The 14426-nt window shown below is 70.6% G+C and carries 16 protein-coding genes and 2 tRNA genes; 2 read left to right on the forward strand and 16 right to left on the reverse strand.

What is annotated here, in order from left to right; translation table 11 throughout:
• Positions 1 to 58: 58 nt before the first annotated feature.
• The 4 genes from RNB18_RS26705 to RNB18_RS26720 form a co-directional block, all read right to left on the reverse strand.
• Positions 59 to 131 (reverse strand) — tRNA-Ala (locus RNB18_RS26705).
• A gap of 97 nt (positions 132 to 228) precedes the next feature.
• Complete coding sequence (locus RNB18_RS26710) at positions 229 to 462, reverse strand: hypothetical protein (RefSeq protein ID WP_003976229.1); 234 nt, start codon at positions 460 to 462, stop codon at positions 229 to 231.
• A 3-nt stretch (positions 463 to 465) separates the two neighbouring features.
• On the reverse strand, positions 466 to 639 hold the full coding sequence (locus tag RNB18_RS26715; RefSeq protein WP_106409891.1) for a hypothetical protein: 174 nt from the start codon (positions 637 to 639) through the stop codon (positions 466 to 468).
• 69 nt (positions 640 to 708) lie between these two features.
• On the reverse strand, positions 709 to 2076 hold the full coding sequence (locus RNB18_RS26720; RefSeq protein WP_311716719.1) for an MFS transporter: 1368 nt from the start codon (positions 2074 to 2076) through the stop codon (positions 709 to 711).
• Between the two features lie 225 nt (positions 2077 to 2301).
• Here RNB18_RS26720 and RNB18_RS26725 point away from each other — a divergent pair, with 225 nt between their 5' ends.
• Positions 2302 to 3150: a helix-turn-helix transcriptional regulator gene (locus RNB18_RS26725; protein WP_311716651.1), complete on the forward strand. Its 849-nt coding sequence runs from the start codon at positions 2302 to 2304 to the stop codon at positions 3148 to 3150.
• Between the two features lie 57 nt (positions 3151 to 3207).
• On the opposite strand, the gene RNB18_RS26730 is transcribed toward RNB18_RS26725, so the two are convergent.
• The 7 genes from RNB18_RS26730 to RNB18_RS26760 all read right to left on the reverse strand — a co-directional run bounded on the left by RNB18_RS26730 (position 3208) and on the right by RNB18_RS26760 (position 7622).
• Positions 3208 to 3280: transfer RNA gene (locus RNB18_RS26730), tRNA-Ala, on the reverse strand.
• 80 nt (positions 3281 to 3360) lie between these two features.
• Positions 3361 to 4020, reverse strand: coding sequence for a histidine phosphatase family protein (locus RNB18_RS26735; RefSeq protein ID WP_311716652.1), 660 nt, complete (start codon positions 4018 to 4020; stop codon positions 3361 to 3363).
• Positions 4017 to 4460 (reverse strand): ribosome silencing factor, encoded by a 444-nt coding sequence (rsfS, locus tag RNB18_RS26740; RefSeq protein ID WP_057615887.1) that lies wholly within the window; start codon positions 4458 to 4460, stop codon positions 4017 to 4019. The genes RNB18_RS26735 and rsfS overlap by 4 nt, the downstream gene beginning before the upstream one ends.
• A 114-nt stretch (positions 4461 to 4574) precedes the next feature.
• The gene (locus RNB18_RS26745) at positions 4575 to 6446 is read right to left on the reverse strand and encodes an LCP family protein (RefSeq protein ID WP_311716653.1); all 1872 of its coding nucleotides are present in this window, start codon (positions 6444 to 6446) and stop codon (positions 4575 to 4577) included.
• Between the two features lie 16 nt (positions 6447 to 6462).
• Positions 6463 to 7101 (reverse strand): nicotinate-nucleotide adenylyltransferase, encoded by a 639-nt coding sequence (gene nadD, locus RNB18_RS26750; protein WP_311716654.1) that lies wholly within the window; start codon positions 7099 to 7101, stop codon positions 6463 to 6465.
• A 79-nt stretch (positions 7102 to 7180) separates the two neighbouring features.
• Positions 7181 to 7345, reverse strand: a complete 165-nt coding sequence (locus RNB18_RS26755) for a hypothetical protein (protein ID WP_031051387.1) — start codon at positions 7343 to 7345, stop codon at positions 7181 to 7183.
• Positions 7346 to 7463: 118 nt separating this feature from the next.
• Entirely contained in the window at positions 7464 to 7622 is a 159-nt protein-coding gene (locus RNB18_RS26760) for a hypothetical protein (protein ID WP_167363013.1), read from the reverse strand.
• 146 nt (positions 7623 to 7768) lie between these two features.
• Between RNB18_RS26760 and RNB18_RS26765 the strand changes: the two genes are divergently transcribed.
• On the forward strand, positions 7769 to 8869 hold the full coding sequence (locus RNB18_RS26765) for a M48 family metallopeptidase (RefSeq protein WP_311716655.1): 1101 nt from the start codon (positions 7769 to 7771) through the stop codon (positions 8867 to 8869).
• Between the two features lie 109 nt (positions 8870 to 8978).
• On the opposite strand, the gene RNB18_RS26770 is transcribed toward RNB18_RS26765, so the two are convergent.
• The 5 genes from RNB18_RS26770 to proB form a co-directional block, all read right to left on the reverse strand.
• Entirely contained in the window at positions 8979 to 10049 is a 1071-nt protein-coding gene (locus RNB18_RS26770; RefSeq protein ID WP_311716656.1) for an SCO2583 family membrane protein, read from the reverse strand.
• A 78-nt stretch (positions 10050 to 10127) separates the two neighbouring features.
• Positions 10128 to 10694: an SCO2584 family spore wall biosynthesis protein gene (locus RNB18_RS26775; RefSeq protein WP_311716657.1), complete on the reverse strand. Its 567-nt coding sequence runs from the start codon at positions 10692 to 10694 to the stop codon at positions 10128 to 10130.
• Positions 10695 to 10843: 149 nt separating this feature from the next.
• Positions 10844 to 12130: a glutamate-5-semialdehyde dehydrogenase gene (locus tag RNB18_RS26780; protein WP_311716658.1), complete on the reverse strand. Its 1287-nt coding sequence runs from the start codon at positions 12128 to 12130 to the stop codon at positions 10844 to 10846.
• 85 nt (positions 12131 to 12215) lie between these two features.
• On the reverse strand, positions 12216 to 12668 hold the full coding sequence (locus RNB18_RS26785) for a hypothetical protein (protein ID WP_057615899.1): 453 nt from the start codon (positions 12666 to 12668) through the stop codon (positions 12216 to 12218).
• Between the two features lie 483 nt (positions 12669 to 13151).
• Positions 13152 to 14258: a glutamate 5-kinase gene (gene proB, locus RNB18_RS26790; RefSeq protein WP_311716720.1), complete on the reverse strand. Its 1107-nt coding sequence runs from the start codon at positions 14256 to 14258 to the stop codon at positions 13152 to 13154.
• Between the last annotated feature and the right edge of the window lie 168 nt (positions 14259 to 14426).

A 14426-nucleotide genomic window follows, 5' to 3' on the forward strand; every position in this document is an offset into this window, starting at 1 on the left:
AACTGCCTCTGAAAACGCCGAGATCCCGCCGGATCGATGATCTGGCGGGATCTTTCTGTGGAGCTAAGGAGATTTGAACTCCTGACCCCCTGCATGCCATGCAGGTGCTCTACCAACTGAGCTATAGCCCCGAGCGGTGTTCCGCGGGTTCCCCCGGCGGCGACGCCAACATTACACGGTCCACCGGGTGGAACACCAAATCGTTTCGCTGGGGCGGGAGGGGCAACGTCAAGCGGTCACGAACGAGTAGAACCGCTTCAGCGTGCAGTGTTCTTCGAGGAGCCGGCCGTAGATCGGCTCACCCTCGAGTTCGCGGTACGTCTCGATGGGATCGCCTTTTATGATCAGCGCCCGCGCGCACTCCTCGCACCAGTACTGGTAGTCGGGATTGACCGGCTCCATGTCCCGCACGATCGGCGTCCCGCTGCCGCACCAGTCGCACTTTCGCCTGTGTGCACCCATCCGTCAGCTCCAGCTGTGGCCGCAGGCCGTGCACACGTAGGAGATTCCGCCATTGTCACCGAGTACCTGGGCGACATGGACAGAACCGCAGGAAGGGCAGATGAGGCGGACCGTCGTGTCCCTTGTCGACGCCGCTTCGCGGAGGTGGCCGACCTCCACGAGGATGCTCGCAGGCATCACTACTCCCTCCCGTCGGGCCGCGCCCCCTTCCGGCCGTTTGATTCTGCCACGGCCGGACCAATACGGTCAGCGACGCCTGAGTACCAGTCCGGACACGGCGCCCACCGCGGCGGTCCCGGCCAGCGCGAACATGCACGTCCAAAGCGCCTCCGCAGAGGTATACGCCTCAGAGGGGCCGAGTGACTCAAGTCGGTTCAAGAACAGTGTGCCGAAGCCCGCGACGCCGATCAGCTGGCCGAGCTGGGTGACCGTGGCGAGCAGACCGCTCGCGTCCGCCGCGTGCCGGGGCGGCACCGTGGCCAGGGCGCCGGTGAGGGTGGGGCTGAAGGCGAGCGCGAGCCCGACGCCCACCCCGGCGTACGCCGCGTACAGCGCGACGCCGCCGTCGCCGCCGTCCTTCAGCGCCAGGCCCACCCCCAGGGAGGCCAGCGCGGTGATCACGAACCCGGCGGGCGTCAACAGCCGCTGCCAGGAGGCCGGCCAGGCGCGCCAGGTCAGTCCGACGATGCCGAAGATCACCGCGGTCGGCGCGAAGGAGAGCCCGGCCCGCAGCGCGCTGTAGCCGAGGCCGCCCTGTACGTACAGGGTGAGAACGAAGAGGAAGCCGCCGTTGACGGCCATGACCGCCATGATCCGGAAGACGGCGAGGCCCATGCCGGGATGGCGCAGCACGCTCGGTGTGATCAGCGGGGCACCGCCGCGCCTCGCCAGCCGGGACTCGTAGCCGCAGAAGACGGTGAACAGGATCGCGGCGGCGGCCAGGGACAGCCAGGACCACAGCGGCCAGTCCTCCTCCTGCCCGAGCACCAGCGGCACCGTGCACAGCGACACGGCTGCGCCGAGCAGCACCAGACCGGGCAGGTCGAGACCGCGCGCCCGGTCGCGGGGCGTCGGACGGTCCCCGGGCAGCAGGACACGCGTGCCTACGGCGAGCAGGACGAGACCCACCGGCACATTCACGAGGAACACCGGCCGCCAGCCCGTGCCGAACAGGTCGGCGCCGACCAGGACTCCACCGACGACCTGCCCGGCGGCGGCGCCGACCGCGAGGACCGCCGAGTACACGCCGAGCGCCTTCATCCGGGCCTCGCCGGTGAAGTTGCGCTGGATCAGACTGAGCACCTGCGGGATCATCACCGCCGAACCGGCGCCCTGCACCAGCCGGAAGACGATCAGTTCGGTGGCTCCCTGCGCCAGCCCGCAGGCGAGCGAGGCCGTCGTGAACAGGGCGAGTCCGGCGAGGTGGACGCGGCCGTGCCCGAACCGTTCGCCGAGCCGGGCGCCGGTGATCAGCAGCACCGAGTACGTGATGGCGTATCCGGCGACGACCAGCTGGAGTTGGGCGCCCGAGGCGTGCAGTTCCGTGCCGATCGTCGGGGCCGCGACGTTCACGATGAACACGTCGAGCAGCGCCATGAACTGGGCGGCGAGCACGAGCGCGAGCAGCGGCCGGGGCCGGTTGTCAGTGGCGGGTGCTTCACTTTTGGCAGAGGGGAAAACGGGTGCGGGATCCGGTCCTGTCCGGGGAGTTGTCGTCATGCCGTCGAGCCTGAGGACATCTGGGTAAGGGTGCCGAGAGCCCGCCGATGCTGGTACTGCCAGCACCTGGCAAGCGCTGGGTGCGGGACCGAGGATGGTCGTGACGAGGGGGACGTGACGATGAGGACGACACAGCGACGACGGCCCGAGTTGGCCACGTTCCTGCGCAGCAGGCGGGCCCGGGTGACTCCGGCCGACGTGGGCATGCCGCCGGGCCTCAGGCGCCGCACCCCGGGACTGCGCCGCGAGGAGGTCGCCCAGCTCTCCGGCGTCGGTGTGACCTGGTACACGTGGCTGGAGCAGGGCCGGCCGATCAACGCGTCCGCGCAGGTCCTGGACGCCGTGGCCCGCACGCTCCGGCTCGACCCCCCGGAGCGGGAGCATCTGTACCGCCTGGCGCAGGTGCCGTTCGCCCCGGACCCGGAGAGCCTGACGCGGTCGACGGGACCGGAGGTGCAGGGCATCATCGACGCCCTCGATCCGCTCCCGGCTGTCGTCTACAACTCGCGCTACGACATCCTGGCCACCAATCCGGGCTACCGGGACCTGTTCCTGATCCCGGAGATCGTCGACATCGGGGTGGCGAACGCGCTGTGGACGCTGTTCACGGTCTCCGAGCAGGCGTGTCCGCTGATGCACCGGGAGCGCGAGCTGCCCGTCATGGTGGCGACGCTGCGGTCCTCGTACGGCAGAAATGTGGGCGAGCCGGCCTGGGAGAGATTCATAGCCGGGCTGGCGGCGGCCAGCCCGTACTTCGCCGAACTGTGGGCGAGCGGAGAGGTGGTGCAACCGGGGCCACGGGTCAAGACGTTCCGTCACAAGGCGGTGGGCGAACTGCGGATGACGTCCCAGTCGCTGTCGATCGACGGGATGCCGGAGTGCCGGATCGTGGTCTACACACCTGAGGACAAGGAGACGCGGGAGAAAGCGGCGCGGCTGCGGGAGCACACAGAAAATCCCGCCTCCTGAAGGAGACGGGACCCTGATGATCACCGATCTTTGACAACTCAACAGAGTGTCGATCTGTGGAGCTAAGGAGAATTGAACTCCTGACCTCCTGCATGCCATGCAGGCGCTCTACCAACTGAGCTATAGCCCCTTGTGTTCTTCCCGCTCGGCGGGCGAACAAGAAGAACTTTAGCCTGCGACCTGCCGGAAGTGAAATCCGGTCCGGAGCCCTCAGTCGTCGTCGCCGAGCACCGGCTCCGGGAGGGTGCCGGCATTGTGCTCCATGAGGCGCCAGCCGCGGGCGCCCTGGCCGAGGACGGACCAGCAGCAGTTGGAGAGGCCGCCGAGGCTTTCCCAGTGCCGGGCGTCCAGACCGAGCAGTCGGCCGATGGTGGTGCGGATCGTGCCGCCGTGGCTGACCACGACAAGGGTGCCGTCCTCGGGGAGCTTCTCGGCGTGCCGGAGCACGACGGGAGCGGCGCGGTCGGCGACCTCGGTCTCCAGTTCGCCGCCGCCGCGGCGGACCGGCTCACCGCGCTTCCACGCGGCGTACTCCTCGCCGTGCCGGGCGATGATCTCCTCGTGCGTCAGCCCCTGCCAGACGCCCGCGTAGGTCTCGCGCAGGCCCTCGTCGTGAGCCACGTCCAGGCCGGTGAGCGCGGCGAGCTCGGCCGCGGTGTTCGCGGCCCGCTGGAGGTCGGAGGCGACGATGGCGTCGGGCTGGAGGGAGGCCAGCAGCCGGGCGGCGCGGCGGGCCTGGCCGACACCGGTCTCGGTGAGCTCGACGTCGGTGGTGCCCTGGAAGCGGCGCTCCACGTTCCAGGCGGTCTGGCCGTGCCGCCACAGGATGACGCGACGGCCCCGGCCCTTGCGGTCGGCGGGAGCGGTCACCGCGGCTCCCCGAACTCGGCGGCGTCCTCCTCGGCCCGGAGCTTGGTGTGCTCCTCCGCCTTGCCGCGGGTCGCCTTGGCGTCGGCCGGCAGCTCCAGCTCGGGGCAGTCCTTCCACAGCCGCTCCAGAGCGTAGAAGACCCGCTCCTCGCTGTGCTGGACGTGGACGACGATGTCCACGTAGTCGAGCAGGACCCAGCGGGCCTCGCGGTCGCCCTCGCGGCGCACCGGCTTGGCGCCGAGCTCCTTCGAGAGCCGCTCCTCGATCTCGTCGACGATGGACTTGACCTGGCGGTCGTTGGGTGCGGACGCCAGCAGGAAGGCGTCGGTGATCGACAGGACGTCGCTGACGTCGTAGGCGATCACATCATGGGCGAGCTTGTCGGCGGCCGCCTGCGCGGCGGCGTTGATGAGCTCGAGAGAACGGTCAGTGGCGGTCACTACAAGGCTTTCGGTCGGCGGTCGATTGACATCAAGGGTCTCACGGACCGCCGACGGCACCCCACGTGATCGTGGAGATCACGCGGGGTGCCGCTTCGGAGCCGGAGCCCGGGCCTAGGACGAGGAGGACGGCTTGTAGTCCCGGCCGAGGACCACGGAGACGTTCGCGCTCGACTGCAGGGTGCCCTTGGCGACCGCGCCGGCGGGCAGGCCCAGGGTCTTGGCGACCTCGGTGGCGTTCGCCTTGTCGGCGGCGTCGGCGTAGACGACCTTGGAGGTGGCCTGCGCCGAGGAGGGCGTGCCGCCGTCGACGAAGGTGAAGCCGCCGTTGAGGAGGACGACGCGGGCCTTCTCGGTGTTGTCCTTGGTGCCGGTGGCGTTCTGGACGGAGACGCTCACGGCGGCGTCCTTGTCGGGGCTCTTCGCCTTGCCGCCGAGGACGTCCTTGACCACGCTCGCACTGGCCGCCGCGCTCAGCGTGCCGTCCTGCTGGACGGGCAGCAGCGCGGTCTTGTAGTCGCCGCCCTTGGCGAGGTCGGCGAGCTTGGCGAGGAAGGTGCCGAGGTCCTTGTCGGTCAGGGACGGGTCCAGGATCTGGGCCAGTGTCTGCACGGTGGTGGTCGCGGCCGTCGGATCGGAGGACAGCTTGCGCAGCACAGCCTGCATGACCTGGCCGAAGCGCTCCAGCTGAGCGTTCTGGGCCTCGCCGGAGGCACGGTAGGTGGCGTAGGCGACGGCCATCTTGCCGCTGAGGGTCTGGCCCTTCCCCTTGTTCACCAGGGGCGCCTGGCCCTTCTTCTTGGCGTCCGGGTCGGGCACGGCGGTGTTGGTGTCGACGTCGATGTTGCCGACGAGGTCGACCAGGTTCTGCAGATAGGGGGTGTCCAGACGCCAGGTGCCCTCGATGTCGGTGCCGAGGGCGGTGTCGAGGGAGTCGACGGTCCCGGAGGAGCCGTCGTCGTCGACCGACTTGGCGAGGGTCGTCGTGGTGCCGTCGTCGGCCGTCAGGGCGAGGGAGTTGGGGATCAGGACGGTGGTGCCCTGCTGGGTGGTGGTGTTGTCGACGAGCAGCGCCGTGGAGGTGCCGCCCTTCGCGGTGTTGTGCAGATGGACGACGATCACGTCGCGGTTCTGGGCGCTCGCCGCGATCGTGGTGCCCTTCTTGCTCTCCGGGTCCGACAGAGCGGGCAGCTTTCCGGCGTACCAGAGGTAGCCGACGCCGCCCACCGCGACCAGGGCGAGGACGACGACCAGGGCGACGAGCCGGCTGCGGGCGCGGCGCTTGGCCTCCTCACGGCGCTCGGTGCGGTTCTCGGTGAAGTTGAGCCAGTCGATGACGTCCTCGGAGTCACCGTCGGGATCCTCGACGAACGCGAACTGTGCGGTGTGGTACTGCCGTTCGTCCCCGTCGGCGGGGTCCGCACCGGGACGGGCGGCGCCGGGACGACCCGCGTCGGCAAGGTCCTCCTCGACCGCGGGGCGGTAGCCCTGGCCGGCCTGCTGGCCCGCAGCGTGCCTCTGGTCGGCCTGCGTGCCCTGCGCATGGCCCCGGCCGGCCTGCCTGCCCCGGTCCGGCCCGCCCTGCTGCGGGATGTAGGCGGTCTGTTCGGCGACTCGGGGCTGCTGACCGCTCGCGGCGGCCTGGCCGTAAGGGTCGTACGCCGCCGGACCGCCGCCCTGCTGGGCCCCGTTGGCGTAGGGGTCGTAGGGCGGCACGGGCGCCTGCTGACCGGTGTCGCCGGCGCCGTAGGGGTCGTACGGCGGGACGGGGTTCTGGGTGCCCGTGTCGTACGGCGCGGCCTGTCGGCTGTCCGTGGCGTACGGGTCGTAGCCGTAACCCTGCTGCGCGTAGGGGTCGTACTGCTGCTGCGGGGCCTGTTGCGGCGGGACCTGCTGGTACACCGGCCGGCCGTACTCGTCGTAGCCGACGAGTGCGTACTGGTTCTCCTGATCGTCGCCGTAGCCCGCGTCGTATCGGTCGTTCACCGGTGCCCCTCTCGGCTCACTCGCCGCGGTACAGCTCGCGCTTGTCGATGTAACGCACGACTCCGTCCGGCACCAGGTACCAGACGGGGTCGCCCTTGGCGACTCTCGCCCGGCAGTCGGTGGACGAGATGGCCAGGGCGGGAACCTCGACGAGCGAGACACCGCCCTCGGGCAGCCCGGGGTCGGCCAGGGTGTGGCCGGGCCGGGTGACTCCGATGAAGTGCGCGAGGGAGAAGAGCTCTTCCGCGTCCCGCCAGGTGAGGATCTGGCCGAGGGCGTCGGCGCCCGTGATGAAGAAGAGGTCGGTGTCGGGGTTGAGGGACTTGAGGTCGCGCAGCGTGTCCGTGGTGTAGGTCGCGCCGCCGCGGTCGATGTCGATGCGGCTGACCGAGAACTGCGGGTTCTCGGCGGTCGCGATGACCGTCATCAGATAGCGGTCCTCGGCCGGGGAGACCCGGCGGTGGGTCTTCTGCCACGGCTGGCCGGTCGGTACGAACACCACCTCGTCCAGGTGGAACTGCGCGACGACCTCGCTGGCCGCCACGAGGTGCCCGTGGTGGATCGGGTCGAACGTCCCGCCCATGACGCCGAGGCGGCGCTTGCCGGGGTTCGACGGGCTGTTGCCCGGGCCGGTAGGCATGTCCTGCTCTCCCATGCGTGCAGACCCTACCGGCCCGATCTGAGGACACCGGCCGGTGGAGGCCCCAAGTGCCCCGCTTTGGGCACTCGGCGCCTCAGCGGTCGCGGTTGAAACGGGTGGTGATCCACAGCAGGAGCAGCAGGATGAGGAAAGCGGCGCCGCCGGTCACCAAGGGGTCGAGGCTCTCGTGGTTGCCGCCGTGCTCCTCGCCCTCTGCGGCGAGGGTGACCAACTGGGCAGCGGTGCTGTGGAAGCTCATCTTCGGCAGGACCTATCCGGTGGGCGGGATAAAGATGTCGGCCCATCGTAAGCGGGCGCGGTGAGGGCGAACACGCCGACTCCACCGTTGGGGGACGGCGGGGAACCTTCGCCCTTTCTCAGTCGTCCTTCCGCTTGTACCCCCGCAGCAGGAACCACGCGGTGAACGCACAACCCACGAACATCACGATCAGTACCACCCGGAGCAGATCTCCGGACCCCTGCTGCTCGGCGGCGCTCGCGGCCTCGGTGAGCCAGGCGGCCCGGGTGTGCTCCATGACGTGGACTCCTTCGCTGTACTGCCCGTCCACGCTATCTCCGCCTAGGCTGGGCTCTGCTTCGGGGGGCGCAAAGGGCCGCACAAGGGTCCGCAAAGGATCACAGAGGTCAAAGGGCACAGCCAAAGACGCACATGGGGGAAGACATGTCCGACGACGGCCATCAGAACAACGGGCACGAGAACGTGCCGAGCAGGCAGCGCAAGCGTTTCCCGGGAATCTCCTCCCGTGCGTACGAACACCCCGCCGACCGCTCCGCCCTGGTGGCGCTGCGCAAGCTGAGCGGTTTCGACACGGTGTTCAAGGCGCTCAGCGGTCTGCTCCCCGAGCGGAGTCTGAGGCTGCTGTTCCTGTCCGACTCGGTGCGCGTCTCCGACCAGCAGTTCGCGTACCTCAACGACATGCTGCGGGACGCGTGTTACATCCTGGACCTCGAGAAGGTCCCGCCGATGTACGTCAACCAGGACCCGCAGCCGAACGCGATGTGCATCGGCCTGGACGAGCCGATCATCGTCGTCACCACAGGTCTCGTCGACCTGCTCGACGAGGAGGAGATGCGGGCGGTCGTCGGCCACGAGGTGGGCCACGCCCTGTCCGGCCACTCGGTCTACCGGACCATACTGCTGTTCCTGACCAGCCTCGCCCTCAGGGTGGCGTGGATCCCGCTGGGCAACATCGCGATCATGGCGATCGTGACCGCGCTGCGCGAGTGGTTCCGCAAGTCGGAGCTGTCGGCGGACCGGGCGGGCCTGCTGGTCGGCCAGGATCTGAAGGCCTCGATGCGCGGCCTGATGAAGCTGGCCGGCGGTCACCATCTGCACGAGATGAACGTGGACGCGTTCCTGAAGCAGGCCGAGGAGTACGAGGCGGGCGGCGACCTGCGCGACTCCGTGCTGAAGATCCTGAACGTCCTGCCGCGCTCCCACCCCTTCACCACCGTACGGGCGGCCGAGCTGAAGAAGTGGGCCGAGTCACGCGACTACCAGCGGATCATGGACGGCCACTACCCTCGCCGCACCGAGGACAAGGACACCTCGGTCACGGACTCCTTCCGCGAGTCGGCGGCGAGCTACGCGACCAACGTCAAGGGCTCCAAGGACCCCCTGATGAAGCTGGTCAGCGACATCGCGGGCGGAGCGGGCGATCTGGGCGGCAGGGTGCGCAGGGGCTTCGGCGGCTTCTCGAACTCGGCCCCACGGGACGACGAGCCGCCGACGGACACGTCCCGCAACAACGAGGAGGACTGAGGCTCCGGGGTGTGGGGGCTGTGTCGCTGTGCGGCTCCGCCGCGTGGGCGCGACCGGCCCCCCGCCGGCCCGCACGGGCCCGCACGGGACGATCCGACCCTGCGCCCGGTCACACCTTCGGCTGCGCACCGGTCGCCAACGACCCGCACAGTGCCGTGGCACTCCCCGTCGCATACGGATCCGTCCCCGCCGGCCCGCCTGCCTTCGCCGTCTCCCCGGCCAGCAAGGGATGCAGCCGATTCGTGGAGTCCTCCGCACAGGACAGCGGCCCGGCCTGGACATAGGACACGACCAGCTGAGCCGTGTGCATCCGCAGATCGTCCCGGTCGAACCGGAAGTGCAGCTCACGCCGGACGGTGAACAGCGACACCTCGGCCCTGGCGTCCGCGGCCGCGGAACGCAGCGCGTACACGAACGTGTGGTCCGCCGTGACCTCCAGCGTCGACGAGTCGGTCTCGGCGGCCTGCAGGCTCCCCTGCACCCGGATCCGGTGGTCGGCCAGCCGCGTCTCCGCGGGGTCGAAGCGAACCAGCCACCCGGTCGGCGCGTGCCGCCCGTCCGCGGCCGGGTGGGCGAAACTCTGGTCGAACTGGTCGAGTTGGTCCGTGTCGAGAAGCACCCGCACGGCACGGAACTGGTCGCCGACGAGGACGTCCGGGTCGAGCGCGGACCGCACGATGTAGTCCTTGGCGGTGCTCAGCGCGGACACGACCTGGCTGTCGGAGAAGTGGGCGGTGCGGCGGGAGGCCGGCAGCGGGATGCCCTCGGCGCCGACGCGGTACTGCGCTGCCGGGCTGTGCCCGTACAGGTACTCGGCGTCGGTGTGCCCCGGGACCTTGCCCTGGGGGGCCAGCGGGATGACGGTCATCCGCAGCGGCTCGACAGGCTGCCGGACCGCGGAGGTCTGGTAGGGGTGCCGTACACCCATGTAGATCGCAGTGCCGAAGGCGAGGGCGATCAGCAGGAACAGGATCAGCGCCTGCCGGGACAGTCCCCGGCGCAGCGGCGGGCGACGGCGTACGGCGGGCGCGTGGTCGGTCATGCGCTCCTGCGCGGAGTACTCCTGGAGTCGGGCAGCGCGAACGAACGACTCGTCGAAGACGACGGATCGGTACTCGTCCTCACCACCCACGGGGCCGCCCTCGGGTGTCCCCTCAGGTGGGTCTCCTGGCCCTCCCATATCTTCAGAGTAGGTCTCGGGGAGCTCAGGTAAACGCCCTGCTGTGCGACAAGTTCTGACAGGTTCTCACCAGGAGTGTCAGGGCGTTCGCGGGAAGGCGGAGGCGGCTGGCTGGGAGTAGTCGGCGGATGCCGAGGGCGTCACCGTGCTCCCCTGTTCCAGGCCGGTCGAGGCCGGGGGCGGAACCCGGTCGCGGCTGCCCGAGGAAGCGCCCCGGTAGACCGCCGTGAAGGCCAGCGCGACCATGCCGATACCCATGACGAGGGCGAGCATCCAGGCGACGGGGCGGTGCCAGCGGACCTGTTTGCCGTACGTCCCCGGAGCGCCGTAGCGGCCTTCGAGGACCTCGGTGTCGTCCAGGTCGTCGAGCTCGGGATCATGGCCGAAACCGCCGGGTCCGTAGCCGTCCTCGTACCGCTCGCCTCTGGGGCGTGCGCGGCGGGCCTCGGCCTCGGAGGCCTCCGCTCTCGCCTGGGCTGCGGCCAGGAGGCGCTCGACGGCGGTCGGCTCGTGCACCACGGCCGCCCGTACGAAGGCCTCGTCGAAGACCACGGAGGCGAACTCTTCGTCCGACACCCCGCGGTCGTGGTCGTCGTCGGGCTCCCAGCCGTCAGGGAACGGCGTGCCCCCCACGTCCTCCGGCACGGATCCAGAGTAGACCTGGGGGGTCAATTTGGGCAGACGGTATGGAAATTCATCCGCCTGGTGAGACACCTCTCGTGCGCCGCGGAAGCGGGGCGGGGGCGCGTGACGGACGCATATGCGCAGGTGCGCGCCCCTGGGCGCGAAGGCCGTCAGCGCCGGATGTGACCGTCCCCGGTCACGATGTACTTCGTGCTCGTCAGCTCCGGCAGGCCCATCGGACCGCGCGCGTGCAGCTTCTGGGTGGAGATGCCGATCTCCGCGCCGAAGCCGAACTGGCCGCCGTCGGTGAAGCGGGTGGAGGCGTTGACCGCGACCGTCGTGGAGTCGACCAGCTGGGTGAAGCGGCGGGCGGCCTGCTGGGAGGTGGTGACGATGGCCTCGGTGTGTCCGGAGGTCCACAGCCGGATGTGCTCGACGGCCTTGTCGAGCGAGTCGACGACGGCGGCGGCGATGTCGTAGGAGAGGTACTCGGTGTCCCAGTCGTCGAGCGTGGCCTCGACGACGGTCGCCTTGGTGTCCTTCGCGTACGCCAGCACCCGCTGGTCGGCGTGGACGGTCACCCCGGCCTCGGCGAGGGCGTCCAGGGCGCGCGGCAGGAACTCGGGGGCGATGTCCTGGTGGACCAGGAGGGTCTCGGCGGCGTTGCAGACGCTGACCCGCTGGGCCTTGGAGTTGATCAGGATGTCGATCGCCATGTCGAGGTCGGCGTGGGCGTCGACGTAGACGTGGCAGTTGCCGGTGCCGGTCTCGATGACGGGGACGATCGACTCCGTGACGACGGTCTGGATCAGCGAGGCGCCGCCGCGCGGGATGAGCACGTCGACCAGGCCGCGGGCGCGCATCAGCTCGCGCACGCTCTCGCGGCTCTCGCCGGGGACCAGCTGGACGGCGTCGGCGGGCAGCCCGGCGCCGCCCACGGCGTCGCGCAGGACCCGTACCAGGGCGGCGTTCGACTCGTACGCGGAGGCCGAGCCGCGCAGCAGGACGGCGTTGCCGGACTTCAGGCAGAGGGCGGCGGCGTCGACCGTGACGTTCGGGCGGGCCTCGTAGATGATCCCGACCACGCCGAGCGGTACGCGGACCTGGCGCAGGTCGATGCCGTTGGGGAGGGTCGAGCCGCGCACGACCTCGCCGACCGGGTCGGGCAGGGCGACGACGTCACGGACGTCGGAGGCGATCGCGCGCACCCGCTCCGGGGTGAGCGTCAGCCGGTCGATGATCGACTCGCTGGTCCCGGCCTCGCGGGCCTTGGCGATGTCCTTGGCGTTGGCCTCGACGATCTCGCTCGTACGGACCTCCAGGGCGTCCGCGATGGCGAGCAGCGCGTCGTCCTTCTCGGCCCTGGGCAGCGGGGCGAGGTCGGCGGCGGCGGCCTTGGCCCGGTAGGCGGCCTGGGTGACCGGGGTCATGGAGTCGTACGGCGAGAGCGAGGTCATACCGGAAGGGTAGTGCGCCGGGCGGAGCCGTCCACCTGTTGTTCCACAGCGCGAGACGGGATCAAAGGGACACCGGGTGCCTCGATCAGAACGGGTGCGCTCCGACCGGTGTGGCCGGCGGCGGACCGTACCCCTCGGCGATGCGCTGGTGGTAGGTCTGGCGGTCGATGACCTCCAGGCCGACGATCTCCCACGGCGGCAGTCCCGCGGTCTGGCGGTGTTCCCCCCACAGGCGCAGGGCGACGGCGGCCGCGTCGTGCAGGTCGCGGGCCTCCTCCCAGTACCTGATCTCCGCGTGGTCGTTGGCGTAGCGGCTGGTCAGCAGGAAGGGGTGGTCGTGGGCGAGCTGCTCGAGGGCGCGCCGGACCTCCTTGAGCGGGGCCTCCTCACCGGAGACGCTGAGGGTGACATGCCACAGACGCGGCAGATCCCGGGGCTCCTCGCCCTCGAACCGGTCCCCGGCCGCGACACTCGTCAGGGCCCGCTCCTCTCCGGCCGCCCGCGCAGCAGAGCCACCGGTCGCGCCGGCAGCCCGCACCGCCGAGCCACCGGCCTCACCCACTGCCCGCGTCGCCGAGCCACCGGCCTCGCCCGCAGCTCGCGCCAAAGAACCACCGGCCTCACCCACCGCGGGCGCGGCAGAACCACCGACCTCACCCACTGCCTGCGCGGCAGAACCACCGACCTCACCCACCGCCCGCACCGCAGAACCGCCGGACGCCCGCACGACGGGCCCGCCGGGCGGACCGGACCCTCCGCGGGAAGCCGCCGCACCATCGCGGGACGCCGCCGCCCCAGGGCGCACTCGTCTCACGACGGCCTCCTTCATGCACAGGTCGACCCCATAGGGTCGGGCGGAATGTGTCCCTGGGACAAAGTTGAGCAGGCCGCAAGGGCTCATGGGGCGATTTTGCGGAACGTCCACCTCAGGGCGACGCTCTTGGCAGGGCGTTCACCCCGTTTTCGGGCGCCCGGGGCGCCCGGGGCACCGGGCGCCGCCGGAAGACGCCGACGGCGGCCCTCAGGGGTGCAGGATCACCAGATCGTCCCGGTGGACGACCTCCCGCTCGTAGGCCGGCCCCAGATCGCGCGCCAGCTCCCGGGTCGAGCGGCCGATCAGCTGCGGGATCTCCTTGGCGTCGAAGTTGACCAGCCCGCGGGCCACCGCGTGACCCGTGCCGTCACGCAGCTCGACGGGATCGCCCGCGACGAACTCGCCCTCGACGGAGGCGATCCCGGCCGGCAGCAGCGACTTGCGGCGGTCCACGACCGCCTTCACCGCGCCGTCGTCCAGGGTCAGCGAGCCCTGCGGGGTGGACGCGTGCTGGAGCCACAGCAGCCGGTCGGCGGAGCGCTTGCCGGCCGGGTGGAAGTACGTGCCGGTGTCACCGCCGGACAGCGCCTCGGCCGCGTGGATCGTGCTGGTCAGCACGACGGGGATGCCGGCGGCGGCCGCGATCCGGGCGGCCTCGACCTTGGTGACCATGCCGCCGGTTCCGACCCCCGCCTTCCCCGCGCTGCCGATCTCGACGCCCGCCAGGTCCTCCGGCTTCCGCACCTGAGCTATCCGCGAGGTCCCCGGCCTGCTGGGGTCGCCGTCGTAGACGCCGTCGATGTCGGAGAGCAGGACCAGCAGGTCGGCGTGGACCAGGTGCGCCACCAGGGCCGCCAGCCGGTCGTTGTCGCCGAAGCGGATCTCGTCGGTGGCGACGGTGTCGTTCTCGTTGACGATCGGGAAGGCGCCCATCGCGAGGAGCTTGTCGAGGGTGCGGGAGGCGTTGCGGTGGTGGGCGCGGCGGCTCATGTCGTCGCTGGTCAGCAGCACCTGGCCGACGCGGACGCCGTATCGCGCGAAGGAGGCGGTGTAGCGGGCGACGAGCAGGCCCTGGCCGACGCTGGCGGCGGCCTGCTGACGGGCGAGGTCCCGGGGGCGGCGGCGCAGCCCCAGCGGGGCGAGTCCGGCGGCGATGGCTCCTGAGGAGACGAGGACGATCTCGCGCTCTCCGCCGCTGCGGCTCTTGGCGAGGACGTCGACGAGCGCGTCGACCCGGTCGGCGTCGAGGCCGCCGGTGGCGGTGGTCAGCGACGAGGAACCCACCTTGACGACGATCCTGCGGGCCTCGCCCACAGCCTGCCTTGCCCCTGCCACCTTGTGTCCTGTCCCCTCGCGCCACTTCGGGTACCTCGTCCGCAATGTACGCGAAGGGGACGCGGGGACGCGCGTCCGTCCAGTCCCCGGACCCGGTACCGGACGCGTCCCGGGGCCGGTCCGGTTCCCTTTGCGGGAAAGGCGGAA

The organism is Streptomyces doebereineriae (genome assembly GCF_031845645.1).
GTDB classification, from domain to species: domain Bacteria; phylum Actinomycetota; class Actinomycetes; order Streptomycetales; family Streptomycetaceae; genus Streptomyces; species Streptomyces canus.

Excerpts from the sequence above, each read along its gene's own strand:
- RNB18_RS26710 (WP_003976229.1), bottom strand. The coding sequence starts at position 462 with ATGGGTGCACACAGGCGAAAGTGCGACTGGTGCGGCAGCGGGACGCCG.
- RNB18_RS26715 (WP_106409891.1), bottom strand. The coding sequence starts at position 639 with ATGCCTGCGAGCATCCTCGTGGAGGTCGGCCACCTCCGCGAAGCGGCG.
- RNB18_RS26725 (WP_311716651.1), top strand. The coding sequence starts at position 2,302 with ATGAGGACGACACAGCGACGACGGCCCGAGTTGGCCACGTTCCTGCGC.
- nadD (WP_311716654.1), bottom strand. The coding sequence starts at position 7,101 with ATGGGAGAGCAGGACATGCCTACCGGCCCGGGCAACAGCCCGTCGAAC.
- RNB18_RS26755 (WP_031051387.1), bottom strand. The coding sequence starts at position 7,345 with ATGAGCTTCCACAGCACCGCTGCCCAGTTGGTCACCCTCGCCGCAGAG.
- RNB18_RS26760 (WP_167363013.1), bottom strand. The coding sequence starts at position 7,622 with ATGGAGCACACCCGGGCCGCCTGGCTCACCGAGGCCGCGAGCGCCGCC.
- RNB18_RS26765 (WP_311716655.1), top strand. The coding sequence starts at position 7,769 with ATGTCCGACGACGGCCATCAGAACAACGGGCACGAGAACGTGCCGAGC.
- RNB18_RS26770 (WP_311716656.1), bottom strand. The coding sequence starts at position 10,049 with ATGGGAGGGCCAGGAGACCCACCTGAGGGGACACCCGAGGGCGGCCCC.
- RNB18_RS26780 (WP_311716658.1), bottom strand. The coding sequence starts at position 12,130 with ATGACCTCGCTCTCGCCGTACGACTCCATGACCCCGGTCACCCAGGCC.